7 protein-coding genes are annotated in these 13,504 nt (G+C 55.3%); 6 read left to right on the top strand and 1 reads right to left on the bottom strand.

What is annotated here, in order from left to right:
• Positions 1-10 precede the first annotated feature (10 nt).
• On the bottom strand, positions 11-1,555 hold the full coding sequence (locus tag M1D91_RS17030) for a PTS transporter subunit EIIC (RefSeq protein WP_437431898.1): 1,545 nt from the start codon (positions 1,553-1,555) through the stop codon (positions 11-13).
• Positions 1,556-1,833: 278 nt separating this feature from the next.
• Between M1D91_RS17030 and M1D91_RS17025 the strand changes: the two genes are divergently transcribed.
• The 6 genes from M1D91_RS17025 (at position 1,834) to ispG (ending at position 13,472) form a co-directional block, all read left to right on the top strand.
• Positions 1,834-6,798, top strand: coding sequence for an alpha-2-macroglobulin family protein (locus tag M1D91_RS17025; protein ID WP_437431899.1), 4,965 nt, complete (start codon positions 1,834-1,836; stop codon positions 6,796-6,798).
• 1 nt (position 6,799) lies between these two features.
• Complete coding sequence (gene pbpC / locus M1D91_RS17020) at positions 6,800-9,124, top strand: peptidoglycan glycosyltransferase PbpC (protein ID WP_437431900.1); 2,325 nt, start codon at positions 6,800-6,802, stop codon at positions 9,122-9,124.
• 159 nt (positions 9,125-9,283) lie between these two features.
• On the top strand, positions 9,284-9,715 hold the full coding sequence (ndk, locus tag M1D91_RS17015) for a nucleoside-diphosphate kinase (protein WP_437431901.1): 432 nt from the start codon (positions 9,284-9,286) through the stop codon (positions 9,713-9,715).
• Positions 9,716-9,901: 186 nt separating this feature from the next.
• Positions 9,902-11,068 carry a bifunctional tRNA (adenosine(37)-C2)-methyltransferase TrmG/ribosomal RNA large subunit methyltransferase RlmN gene (locus M1D91_RS17010; RefSeq protein WP_437431902.1) on the top strand — a complete coding sequence of 389 codons (1,167 nt, stop codon included), beginning with the start codon at positions 9,902-9,904 and terminating at the stop codon, positions 11,066-11,068.
• Between the two features lie 290 nt (positions 11,069-11,358).
• Positions 11,359-12,327 (top strand): cytoskeleton protein RodZ, encoded by a 969-nt coding sequence (gene rodZ, locus M1D91_RS17005; protein ID WP_437431903.1) that lies wholly within the window; start codon positions 11,359-11,361, stop codon positions 12,325-12,327.
• Between the two features lie 26 nt (positions 12,328-12,353).
• The gene (ispG, locus tag M1D91_RS17000) at positions 12,354-13,472 is read left to right on the top strand and encodes a flavodoxin-dependent (E)-4-hydroxy-3-methylbut-2-enyl-diphosphate synthase (RefSeq protein WP_437431904.1); all 1,119 of its coding nucleotides are present in this window, start codon (positions 12,354-12,356) and stop codon (positions 13,470-13,472) included.
• Positions 13,473-13,504: the final 32 nt, after the last annotated feature.

The following is a 13,504-nucleotide window of genomic DNA, read 5'->3' as shown; positions in this document are numbered from 1 at the left end:
TCAGTCTCCTTTAGAGAAACAGCTCAACGGCTTCTCGCATTTTTTTGACATGCAGCCCGTAGACCACCTGAACGTTATTACCTTGTTTGATTACCGCTTTCGCGCCTGTCGCCTTAAGGCGAGGTTCATCGATAGTGGCGACATCTTTTACGGTGACGCGTAAGCGGGTGTAGCAGTTGTCCACGACCTCGATGTTGTCGCGACCGCCGAGGCCCGCAATAATCGCTTCGCCCAGCCCGTCGTTATTCCCTTTGGCCTGATAATCCTGTTTGCTGTACAGACGTGTCTCTTCCTCGGCGTCTTCACGACCGGGGGTTTTCATATCAAAGCGCAGGATCAGGAAGCGGAAGATAACGAAGTAAAGGGCAAACATGATAAGCCCCACCACGATGTACATTGGCCAGTTGGATTTTTCAGTGCCCAGCGGCAGGTTGTAGAGAATAAAATCGATAATGCCGTTGGCGCCGATGGCATGGACGTCAAAGAGGTAGAACAGCATCATGCCGAGGCCGGTCAGCACCGCGTGCACCACGAACAGCAGCGGGGCGACAAAGAGGAACGAGAACTCGATAGGTTCGGTGACGCCCACCAGAAAGGAGGTTAGCGCGGCCGGAATCAAAATCGCTTTTGCCGCTGCTTTCCGTTCGGGGCTGGCGGTAAGGTACATCGCCAGTGCCGCCGCGGGCAGACCGTACATTTTACTGATACCGCGTGCATCCCAGACGACAGTGCTGCTGAGTTGCTTCACCTCCGGGCAGGCCATTTCGGCGAAATAGATATTGCGCGCACCCTGATACAGCGAGCCGCAGACCTCCTGCGTACCGCCAAGCTCGGTATAAAGAAACGGGGTATAAACAAGGTGATGCAGGCCAGTGGGCACAAGAATACGCTCAAGGAAGCCGTAGACCGCGACGCCAACAGGGCCAGCGCCTTTGATAGCCATTGCCAGGGTGCTAATGCCGTGTTGCGCGAAAGGCCACAGCTCACTCATGACCACACCCAGAACCATCGATACCGGTAGCATGATAATGGCAACGAAGCAGTGACCGGAGTAAATCGCCATCGCGCCGGAAAACTGCACGCCGGAATATTTATTGTAAAGATAACCTGAGAGTGCGCCGGTCAGGATCCCGGCGAAGACGCCCATCTCCAGCACCTGCACGCCCAGCACCATGCTTTGCCCGGCTGCTTTCATTTGCTCCGCCGGAGCTAACGCGCCCTGTAACTGCATGGTCACGTTCATAGCATTGATAAAGACAATAAAGGTCACCAGACCGATCAGGGCCGCGTAGCCTTTATCGCGTGCAGACAGGCCGACCGGGATCCCCACGGCAAAAACCAGTGCCAGGTTTGCCAGCACCGAGACGGCGGATTTAGCAATTAACTGCCCGGTATTCTGGATCAGCGGATGACCGAGGAAGGGGAGGTACTCGGCAAGATTGCCATTGCCCAGAATGTTACCAAAAGCGATAAACAAGCCAACGATGGGCAAAATCAGGACCGGACCAAAGAGGGACTTACCGAAATTTTGTAGGGCATTGACGGCTCTGCTCATTACGTTCTCTCTTCTATGAACCGCAGGGATGCGAATAAAGATGAGGTAACGTTAGCAGCCAGTCATGGAGTTTATCCACTTATCTTATTGTTTTAAAAACAAATGACCTTGAAGGTAACATGTTACGTTTCACCCTGTGATCGCGGTAACATGTTAGTCGCTTCGTTCAGTGTGCACGGATGTGCTTTCCGGAATCACAACAGCTGTTTGAAATTGGCAAACTCACGCATAATACTTACGCATATTTACTTAACAGGCTATGGGGCCAGGGATAAAGGATGACACCGTTACGTTTAGCGGCGATAGCTGTCGCGCTCTTGACTACGTTCACATTGGCAGGCTGTGATAACAACGATAAAACGCAGGAAGCGCAATCAGCACCTGCGTCAACGCCCTCTTCAGCGCGGCAGGAGACGCCTGCCGCTGCGAAACCTGATGCGGAAAAAATTAAACAGCTGGCGAAAAGCAGTGAAGGCAAAGCCCTGAAACTGGTGGATGCCTCAGAAGTGCAGCTGGACGGCGCGGCAGCGCTGGTGCTGACCTTCTCCATTCCGCTCAATCCAGACCAGAATTTTGCCAACACCGTTCATGTGGTCGACAAGAAGAACGGTAAGGTGGACGGTGCATGGGAGCTTGCCCCTAATCTGAAAGAGCTGCGGTTACGTCATATTGAACCGAACCGGGAGTTGTTGGTATCGGTTGATCGTGGTTTACAGGCCCTGAATAACGCCACCTTTGGCATTGATTACGAAAAATCGCTCACCACCCGTGATATTGAACCGACTGTAGGGTTCGCCAGCCGTGGCTCGCTGCTGCCGGGTAAAGTGGTGGAAGGGTTGCCGGTGATTGCGCTCAATGTGGACAACATTGACGTCAATTTCTATCGCGTTAAACCAGAATCTCTGGCGGCGTTTGTCAGCCAGTGGGAGTACCGCAACTCGCTGACCAACTGGGAATCAGAAAGCCTCCTTAAAATGGTCGACCTGGTCTACACCGGCCGCTTTGACCTCAAGCCAGCGCGCAATACGCGGGAAAAACTGCTGCTGCCGCTAAAAGAGGTCGCCCCTCTGCAGCAGGCGGGCGTATACGTCGCGGTGATGAATCAGGCCGGTCATTATAATTACAGCAATGCAGCCACGCTCTTTACCCTGAGCAACATTGGCGTTTCTGCCCACCGCTACCACAACCGTCTGGATATCTTTACCCAGAGTCTGGAAAACGGTGCGGCGCAATCGGGGATTGATGTTGTCCTGTTGAATGACAAAGGACAGACGCTGGCGCAGGCAACGAGCGATGCCCAGGGCCATGCCACACTTAATACCGATAAAGAGGCGGCATTGCTGCTGGCGCGCAAAGAGGGTGAAACCACGCTGCTGGATCTGAAACTGCCAGCGCTGGATCTTGCTGAATTTGCCATCGCCGGCGATCCTGGTTACAGCAAACAGTTCTTTATGTTTGGCCCGCGCGATCTCTATCGCCCTGGCGAAACGGTCATCATGAATGCGCTGCTGCGTGACAGCGACGGTAAACCGCTTGCGGATCAACCGGTGAAACTTGAGGTCGTGAAACCGGACGGCCAGGTAATGCGCAGCGTGGTCAGCCAGCCTGAAAATGGCCTTTACCGCTTTACCTGGACGCTTGATGCCAGCGCGCAAACCGGCACCTGGGCTATTCGTGCCAATACCGGTGATAATCAGCTACGCACGTGGTCTTTCCACGTCGAAGATTTTATGCCGGAGCGGATGGCGCTCAATCTCACCCCACAACAGACGCCGCTCTCGCTGGCGGATGACGTCAACTTTGGCGTTGTGGGCTACTACCTTTACGGCGCGCCTGCCAGCGGAAACACCCTGCAAGGGCAGCTTTTCCTGCGCCCGTTGCGTGAAGCGGTGAAAGCGTTGCCTGGCTTCCAGTTCGGTGATATTGCCGAAGAGAACCAGAGCCGCAGTCTGGATGAAGTACAAATTCAGCTGGATGAAAAAGGTCATGGGGAGGTTGCAACGGCGAGCCAGTGGAAAGATCTGCATTCACCGTTGCAGGTGATTTTGCAGGCAAGCCTGCTGGAGTCGGGTGGGCGTCCAGTGACGCGTCGTGCAGAACAACCGCTCTGGCCTGCGCCTGCCTTACCGGGCATCCGTCCACAATTCGCGGCGAAAGCCGTGTATGACTATCGCACGGACACCACGGTGAATCAGCCGATTGTTGATGAGAACGGTCTGGCCGGTTTCGATATCGTTTATGCCGACCCGACGGGGGCTAAAAAAGCAGTATCCGGCCTTCAGGTGCGCCTCATCCGCGAACGTCGCGACTACTACTGGAACTGGTCTGAGAGCGATGGCTGGCAGTCTCAGTTCGATCAAAAAGATCTGGTCGAAGGGGAGCAGTCTCTCGATTTAGCCGCTGATGAAACCGGTAAGGTGAGCTTCCCGGTGGAGTGGGGCTCTTATCGTCTGGAGGTGAAAGCGCCGGATGAGAGCGTCAGCAGCGTGCGTTTCTGGGCTGGCTATAGCTGGCAGGATAACAGCGACGGTGCCGGTGCCGCACGCCCTGACCGCGTGACCATGAAGCTCGATAAACCCGCTTACCAGCCTGGCGATACCATCAATCTGCATATTACTGCTCCGGCAGCGGGTAAAGGCTATGCCATGATCGAATCCAGTGAAGGACCGTTGTGGTGGCAGGAGATCGATGTGCCGCAGGGCGGTCTGGATATCGCCATTCCCGTCGATCAGAAATGGCGTCGCCATGATCTCTACCTGAGTACGCTGGTTGTGCGCCCGGGAGATAAATCGAAATCGGCTACGCCGAAACGGGCAGTCGGTTTGCTGCATCTGCCGATGGGTGATGAAAACCGCCGACTGAACGTAACGATGGAAAGTCCGCAAAAAATGCGTCCTGACCAGCCGCTGACGGTAAAAATTAAGGCCAGCCTGAAAGACGGTAAAGCACCAAAACAGGTGAATGTCCTGGTGTCCGCTGTTGACAGCGGTGTACTGAATATCACCGACTACGTGACGCCAGATCCCTGGGCCGGTTTCTTCGGGCAGAAGCGTTACGGCGCGGATATTTACGACATTTATGGTCAGGTCATTGAAGGGCAGGGACGGCTTGCTGCGCTGCGCTTTGGTGGTGATGGAGATGAACTGAACCGTGGCGGTAAACCGCCGGTTAACCATGTCACTATTGTTGCCCAGCAGGCCCAGCCGGTCACCCTGGATGACAACGGTGAGGGAACGGTCACCCTGCCGATTGGTGATTTTAACGGTGAGCTGCGCGTGATGGCGCAGGCGTGGACGACAGAGGACTTTGGCAGCAGCGAAGGTAAAGTGGTGGTAGCCGCACCGGTTATTGCTGAACTGAATATGCCGCGCTTCCTCGCGGGTGGTGACACCTCGCGCCTGACTCTGGACATCACAAACCTCACAGACAAACCGCAAAGTTTGCAGGTAGCGGTAGCGGCAAGCGGTCTGGTGGCACTGCAAAGTCAGCAGCCGAAACCGGTCAATCTTGCGCCGGGTGCCCGTACCACGCTGTTTATCCCGGTTCGTGCGCTTGATGGCTTTGGTGATGGCGAAATCAGCGCCGATATTTCGGGACTGCAACTGCCGGGTGAAACCTTTGCCCCGCAGCATAAACAGTGGAAAATCGGGGTACGTCCGGCCTGGCCTGCCCAGACCATCAGCAGTGACGTGATGCTTTACCCGCATGAAAGCTGGAACGCGCCTGCCGAGCACACCACGCGTATTTCGCCGGTGGCACTCCAGGGGCAGCTCCTGCTGAGCGGGCGTCCATCGCTGAACATTGCCCGTTATATTCAGGAGTTACGCGCTTACCCTTACGGCTGCCTTGAACAGACCGCCAGCGGCCTGTTCCCGTCGCTCTATACCAATGCCGCGCAATTGAAAGCATTAGGGATCAAGGGTGACAGCGATGAGCAACGTCGTGCTGCGGTGGATATCGGCATTTCACGCCTGCTGCAAATGCAGCGCGATGATGGCGGCTTTTCGCTCTGGGATAAAAACGGCCCTGAAGAGTACTGGCTCACCGCGTATGTGACGGACTTCCTCTTCCGTGCTACCGAGCAGGGTTACAGCGTGCCCGGTGATGCGCTGACCAGTGCCAACAACCGCCTGCTGCGCTATTTGCAGGATCCCGCTGCGATGGCAGTGCGATACAGCGACGATGTCGCGGCAACGAAATTTGCGACTCAAAGCTATGCGGCGCTGGTCCTGGCTCGTCAGCAAAAAGCACCATTAGGTGCACTGCGTGAGCTCTGGCAGCGTAACAGCCAGGCAAAAGCTGCCCTTCCGTTAATGCAACTGGGCGTGGCGCTGAAACTGATGGGTGACGCTCCGCGTAGTGAGCAGGCCCTGGCTCAGGCGCGGGTGACTAAACGTCTGCCGTCTGAACGCTGGATGGCCGATTACGGCAGTGACCTGCGCGATAATGCACTGATGCTCGCCCTGCTTGAGGAGAACAAGCTGTTACCGGATGAACAAAATAAACTGCTGACCACGCTCTCTGAACAGGCGTATGGCCAGCGCTGGCTCTCTACACAAGAGAGCAATGCGCTGTTCCTTGCCGGACGCCATCTGCAAAGCTTACCGGGTACCTGGCAGGCGCAGACGAGCCTGGAGGCCGAAATGCTCAAAGGTGACAAACAGCAAACCCGTGAACTTAATGCCGACCAGATGGCGGCGTTGCAGGTGACCAATAGCGGGGAAAGTCCGATGTGGTTGCGTCTGGACAGCACCGGTTACCCGGAATACACCCCGGCCCCGTCCAGTAATGTGCTGAAAATCGAACGCCATATTCTGGGAACCGACGGACAAACCAAAGCGCTGGACTCCCTTAAGAGTGGCGAACTGGTGCTGGTCTGGCTGGAGGTTACCGCCAGCAATAACGTGCCGGATGCGTTAGTGGTCGATCTGTTGCCTGCAGGGATGGAGCTGGAAAACCAGAACCTCGCCAGCAGCAGCGCAAGCCTCGGAGACAGCGCCAGCGAAGTCCAGGAGTTGCTCAACCGGATGCAGCAGGCGGATATCCAGCATATGGAATTCCGTGATGATCGCTTTGTGGCCGCAGTGGCGGTAAGTCAGGGGCAGCCGGTTACTCTGATTTACCTGGCGCGCGCGGTGACACCGGGCACCTACCAACTGCCGATGCCGCAGGTGGAGTCAATGTACGTTCCGCAGTGGCGGGCGACGGGGGCTGCGAGTGGTCCGATGATTGTTCGCCCGTAAGATGAAAAACAGGCGTCTCCTGCGCTCCCGCTGGCTCTGGCTGGCGGGAGCGCCGCTTTTATTACTGGTGTGCGTATGCATTGCCGACAGGATCTGGCCGTTACCGCTTACTGAGGTGAACCCGGCGCGGGTGGTTGTCGCAAAAGACGGGACACCACTCTGGCGTTTCGCCGATGCCGGCGGTATCTGGCGCTATCCGGTCACTATCGAAGAGGTGTCCCCCCGCTATCTGGAGGCGCTCATCCAGTATGAGGATCGCTGGTTCTGGACCCATCCGGGCGTCAATCCCTTTTCGGTTCTCCGTGCCGCCTGGCAGGATTTACGCGCCGGACGCGTTATCTCCGGCGGCAGCACGTTAACCATGCAGGTGGCGCGTCTGCTCGATCCGCATTCGCGCACGTTTGGTGGCAAAATCCGCCAGCTCTGGCGCGCATTGCAGCTGGAGTGGCATCTCTCCAAGCGCGATATCCTGACGCTCTATCTCAACCGCGCCCCGTTTGGCGGAACGCTGCAGGGGGTGGGGGCGGCAAGCTGGGCCTATCTGGGTAAATCCCCTGCGCAGATGAGCTATGCCGACGCGGCATTGCTGGCGGTGCTGCCGCAGGCACCGAGTCGACTGCGACCGGACAGATGGTCGGGACGGGCACAGGCGGCGCGCGATAAAGTGCTTGATCGTATGGTGAGCCAGGGCGTGTGGAGTGCGGCACAGGTGGCGGAGTCCCGCCAGGAACCCGTCTGGCTGGCACCCCGACAGATGCCTCAGCTCGCGCCGCTCTTTTCCAGAATGATGGTGAGTCAACACACCGGGGAGAAGATAACCACGACCCTGGACGCCAGCCTGCAACGGCAGCTTGAAGAGCTGGCGTTAAACGTTAAATCACGGCTTCCGGCGCGCAGTTCGCTGGCCATTATTGTTGTTGATCACACTGACATGACGGTGCGTGGCTGGGTGGGTTCCGCCGATATTTCGGATGACAGCCGGTTTGGGCATGTGGATATGGTGACGGCCGTTCGCTCACCGGGATCGGTGCTTAAACCTTTTGTCTATGGGCTGGCGATGGACGAAGGGCTTATCCATCCTGCTTCGTTGTTGCAGGATGTACCCCGTCGTACCGGGGATTATCGTCCGGGGAATTTTGACAGCGGATTTCACGGGCCGGTGAGTATGAGCGAGGCGCTGGTACGTTCGCTTAATCTTCCAGCCGTCCAGGTACTGGAGGCCTATGGACCGAAAAAATTTGCAGGTGTGCTGCGTAATGCAGGACTGCCGCTGACGTTACCGCAGGGAGCAGAACCTAATCTGTCGCTAATCCTCGGCGGGGCAGGGGCACGACTGGCGGATATAACGGCGGCCTACAGCGCGTTTGCCCGTCAGGGTAAAGCCGGACAGCTTCGATTGCAGCCTGACGATCCCCTGACTGAACGGCCTTTAATGTCGCCGGGTGCCGCCTGGATTATCCGCCGGATTCTGGCAAATGAAGCCCAGCCTTTACCGGACAGCGCACTGCCCCGCGTGGTGCCGCTGGCGTGGAAAACCGGCACCAGTTATGGCTACCGGGATGCCTGGTCCATCGGCCTCAATGGACGCTATCTGATAGGCGTCTGGACCGGCAGACCAGACGGCACGCCGGTTGCCGGGCAGTTTGGCTTCGCAAGCGCAGTACCGGTGCTGAATCAGGTTAATAACCTGCTGCAACCGCGTTCGGCGCTTGAGCAGGCGAAAATGCCTGAAGATCCACGCCCAGAATCGGTCAGCAGTGGAGTGATTTGCTGGCCCGGTGGGCAAAGCCTCCCTGCCGGCGACAGCAACTGCCGCCGCCGGTTATCGACCTGGTTACTCGACAACAGTCAACCCCCTACACTCCTGATGCCTGAGCAGGAGGGGGTGAAAGGTATCCGGTTCCCTGTCTGGCTAAACGCACAGGGGCAACGCGTGGCGGCAGACTGCCCGGATGCGCAACAGAAAATGATGATCGTCTGGCCGTTGCCTCTTGAACCCTGGCTGCCGGTTACGGAAAAACGTGCTGCCCGGTTGCCTGCCCGCTCGACAATCTGCCCGCCTCAGGATGAGAATGCGCCGCCTCCGCTGGTACTGTCAGGAATTCGTGAAGGCGGGGTGATTAAACGCGTTCCCGGTCAGACTCTGGTTACGCTACCGGTGCTGGCTTCCGGCGGGCAGGGCAGTCGCTGGTGGTTCTTAAATGGTGAGCCATTATCCACCCATGCGGGTCTGCTCAGCCTGAAGATAGATACCTCCGGTGAGTATCAGTTACTGGTGATGGACGATGTGGGTCAGGTACAGGCCGTGCAGTTTGCGGTGCAATAAATGGCGGAATAAGCGAGTTAGTGCGGAGTGTTGCTAAAACTCGTCTTATTTTAAAAAAATGTTACCTATATCCATAGGCAATATCATCGTTGCTCATTATAATCCGCGCCAGGTCATACGCATGTATGTACGACAACAGAACAACTTACAGGGGTTAACATGGCTATTGAACGTACTTTCTCCATCATCAAGCCGAATGCGGTAGCAAAAAACGTTATTGGTAGCATCTTTGCTCGTTTTGAATCTGCGGGTTTTAAAATTGTTGGCACCAAAATGCTGCACCTGAGCACTGAACAGGCTCGTGGTTTCTATGCTGAGCACGAAGGCCGCCCCTTCTTTGACGGCCTCGTCGAGTTCATGACCTCTGGCCCGATCGTGGTTTCTGTTCTGGAAGGCGAAAACGCGGTCCAGCGTCACCGTGACCTGCTGGGGGCGACCAACCCGGACAACGCCCTGGCCGGTACGCTGCGCGCTGACTATGCGGACAGCTTCACCGAGAACGGCACGCACGGTTCTGACTCTGTTGAATCTGCCGCACGCGAAATCGCTTATTTCTTCGCCGAAGGTGAAGTTTGCCCGCGTACACGCTGATCGACTGAGAAAAGTGTAAGGACATTTACACTTTATTTCGTCAATGCCGCGTGCAACCGTGGCATCTGTACACCAGAATTTGTACAATGCAGCGCCCCGAGAGAAGCTGACGCTCTCCCGGGGCGCTTCTTTTTTCAACCACCCTCCAGGGGCCACAACGTGTAACAACGAGGCCGGAATACGATTATGTCTGAACAGATTGTCACGCCTGAGAACGTCGCACTGACGATTCCCAACAAAGATGCAAAAATTAACCTGCTGGATTTAAACCGTCAGCAGCTGCGCGAGTTTTTTAAACACTTAGGCGAAAAGCCCTTCCGCGCCGACCAGGTGATGAAGTGGATGTACCATTATTGCAGCGATAACTTTGATGACATGACTGACATCAACAAAGTCCTGCGCAATAAGCTCAAAGAGGTCGCCGAGATCCGTGCGCCGGAAGTTGTTGAAGAACAACGTTCTTCCGATGGCACCATCAAATGGGCGATTGCCGTAGGCGATCAGCGTGTTGAAACGGTGTACATCCCGGAAGATGACCGTGCCACTTTGTGTGTTTCTTCCCAGGTAGGGTGCGCGCTGGAGTGTAAATTCTGCTCAACCGCGCAGCAGGGCTTTAACCGTAACCTGAAAGTGTCAGAGATTATTGGCCAGGTCTGGCGTGCCGCTAAAATCATTGGCGCAGCGAAAGTCACTGGACAGCGTCCTATCACCAATGTGGTGATGATGGGCATGGGCGAGCCGCTGCTGAACCTGACCAACGTTGTACCTGCGATGGAAATCATGCTGGATGACTTTGGCTTTGGTCTGTCAAAACGTCGCGTCACCCTCTCTACCTCCGGTGTCGTGCCTGCTCTCGACAAACTGGGAGATATGATTGACGTAGCACTCGCCATCTCCCTGCACGCGCCTAATGATGAGATCCGTGACGAAATCGTTCCGGTGAACAAAAAGTACAACATTGCGATGTTCCTGGATGCGGTACGCCGCTACCTGCAGAAATCCAATGCGAATCAGGGCCGTGTGACCATTGAGTATGTGATGCTTGATCATATTAATGACGGCACGGAACACGCGCATCAGCTTGCCGAACTGTTGAAAGACACGCCGTGCAAAATTAACCTGATTCCCTGGAACCCCTTCCCGGGTGCGCCATACGGCCGAAGCTCCAATAGCCGCATTGACCGTTTCTCCAAGGTTCTGATGGAGTACGGTTTTACGACCATTGTTCGTAAAACCCGTGGTGATGATATTGATGCTGCCTGCGGCCAGTTAGCGGGTGACGTAATAGATCGTACGAAGCGTACTATTCGTAAACGTATGCAGGGCGAGACGATTGCGGTTAAAGCACTCTGATCATTCTGGCGGCGCGGTAAATTAATTTACAGCGCCGCATAACTATGCTGAATAAATCGCCTCCAACGACTCGCGTAGTCAATAATTACGGTGCGTTTCGTCTGACTTTAAGGCAGTATGTAATGATGGAACAATGGCTTAGCAATTGGGCTGAAAGCTGTTCTGTCATCACTGGCCTGACAGTCTTATACTGTCGGTCTAAGTTTATTTGACCCAGATATTTCGCGGTGCGCCAGGCATTGGCCGAACACGCGCATGAATCTTAAAACACGTACCAGCAGTTGTAGCGAATGAATACTGAAGCCACTAACGAACAACATGAAGCACAAACCACAGGCGTTCGTCTGCGCAACGCCCGTGAACAACTTGGACTCAGCCAGCAGGTGGTTGCCGAACGCCTGTGTCTGAAAGTCTCCACGGTTCGCGATATTGAAGACGATAAGGCTCCGGCCGATTTGGCTTCAACATTCCTGCGTGGTTACATCCGATCCTACGCCCGTCTTGTCCATATCCCGGAAGAAGAGCTGCTGCCTATGATTGAAAAGCAGGCCCCTGTCCGGACGGCGAAAGTAGCCCCCATGCAGACTTATGCGTTAGGTAAACGTCGCAAAAAACGCGATGGCTGGCTGATGAGTTTCACCTGGTTGGTACTGTTTGTGGTTGTGGGTCTGACGGGCGCATGGTGGTGGCAGAACCACAAAGCGCAGCAGGAAGAAATTACCACCATGGCCGATCAATCCTCTGCCGAACTGAACGCCAGTGGTGAGGGGCAAAATGTCCCCTTGAATAACGAGACCGCAACAGCGCCCGCTGAAGTTCAGGATAATGCCTCCACCCCGGTTGAAACACCCGCCCCTACTGCCTCAGCGCCTGCCGCTACGGCAAATACCAATCCGGTCGTTCCACCTTCACAGGCTCCGGTTGATACAGCGCCTGCGGCGACAACAAATGGCGCTGCGCTGCCTACCAACCAGGCGGGCGTCGCACCCTCTGTTGATGCTAATGCGCTGGTCATGAACTTTACGGCCGACTGCTGGCTTGAAGTAACTGACGCCAGCGGTAAGAAATTATTCAGCGGTGTGCAGCGCAAAGATGCCTCTTTAAATTTAACGGGTCAGGCACCTTATAAACTTAAAATTGGCGCCCCGGCCGCTGTTCAGATTCAGTATCAGGGAAAACCTGTTGATCTGAGCCGCTTTATCAGAAATAACCAGGTTGCACGTCTGACCCTCAATGCCGAACAATCAGCAGCACAGTAACAGACGGGCAAGGCGGGAGATTTTTCATGCATAACCAGGCTCCGATTCAGCGTCGGAAATCGAAACGGATTTACGTTGGTAATGTACCGATTGGTGATGGTGCCCCCATTGCCGTTCAATCGATGACAAACACCCGTACCACGGATGTGGAAGCAACGGTTAACCAAATCAAAGCCCTTGAGCGCGTCGGTGCGGATATTGTTCGTGTATCTGTACCAACTATGGATGCAGCTGAAGCGTTTAAATTTATCAAACAGCAGGTGAGTGTTCCGTTAGTGGCGGATATTCACTTCGATTACCGCATAGCGCTCAAAGTGGCCGAATATGGCGTTGACTGCCTGCGTATCAACCCGGGCAACATTGGCAACGAAGAGCGTATTCGCGCGGTTGTCGATTGCGCACGTGACAAAAATATTCCTATCCGTATCGGCGTTAACGCGGGCTCCCTGGAAAAAGATCTGCAGGAAAAATATGGCGAACCGACACCGCAGGCACTGCTGGAGTCGGCCATGCGGCATGTGGATCACCTGGACAGGCTGAATTTCGATCAATTTAAAGTCAGCGTAAAAGCCTCCGATGTTTTCCTGGCCGTAGAATCTTATCGTCTGCTGGCAAAACAGATCGATCAGCCTTTACACCTTGGGATTACCGAAGCCGGTGGCGCGCGTGCAGGTTCGGTAAAATCTGCAATTGGTCTTGGTCTGCTGCTCTCTGAAGGGATTGGCGACACGCTGCGTATCTCCCTGGCGGCAGATCCGGTTGAAGAGATCAAGGTCGGTTTCGATATCCTGAAATCGCTGCGCATCCGTTCGCGTGGCATCAATTTTATCGCCTGTCCAACCTGTTCCCGTCAGGAGTTTGACGTGATTGGAACGGTCAATGCCCTTGAGCAGCGACTGGAAGATATTATTACGCCGATGGACGTTTCAATCATTGGCTGTGTCGTAAATGGTCCGGGCGAAGCGCTGGTTTCCACCCTCGGGGTGACCGGCGGCAATAAAAAGAGCGGTCTTTACGAAGACGGTGTGCGCAAAGATCGTCTGGACAACAGCGATATGATTGCCCAGCTCGAAGCGCGTATTCGTGCGAAAGCCTCCATGCTAAATGAAGCGAATCGTATTGATATTCATCAGGTAGAAAAATAACGTGATGGGAAGCGGCTTGCTTCCCGTGTATG

The sequence above is a fragment of the Enterobacter sp. SA197 genome (genome assembly GCF_054131575.1).
This window is presented reverse-complemented; position numbering and strand designations above follow the sequence as displayed.

Excerpts from the sequence above, each read along its gene's own strand:
- M1D91_RS17030 (WP_437431898.1), bottom strand. The coding sequence starts at position 1,555 with ATGAGCAGAGCCGTCAATGCCCTACAAAATTTCGGTAAGTCCCTCTTT.
- M1D91_RS17025 (WP_437431899.1), top strand. The coding sequence starts at position 1,834 with ATGACACCGTTACGTTTAGCGGCGATAGCTGTCGCGCTCTTGACTACG.
- pbpC (WP_437431900.1), top strand. The coding sequence starts at position 6,800 with ATGAAAAACAGGCGTCTCCTGCGCTCCCGCTGGCTCTGGCTGGCGGGA.
- ndk (WP_437431901.1), top strand. The coding sequence starts at position 9,284 with ATGGCTATTGAACGTACTTTCTCCATCATCAAGCCGAATGCGGTAGCA.
- M1D91_RS17010 (WP_437431902.1), top strand. The coding sequence starts at position 9,902 with ATGTCTGAACAGATTGTCACGCCTGAGAACGTCGCACTGACGATTCCC.
- rodZ (WP_437431903.1), top strand. The coding sequence starts at position 11,359 with ATGAATACTGAAGCCACTAACGAACAACATGAAGCACAAACCACAGGC.
- ispG (WP_437431904.1), top strand. The coding sequence starts at position 12,354 with ATGCATAACCAGGCTCCGATTCAGCGTCGGAAATCGAAACGGATTTAC.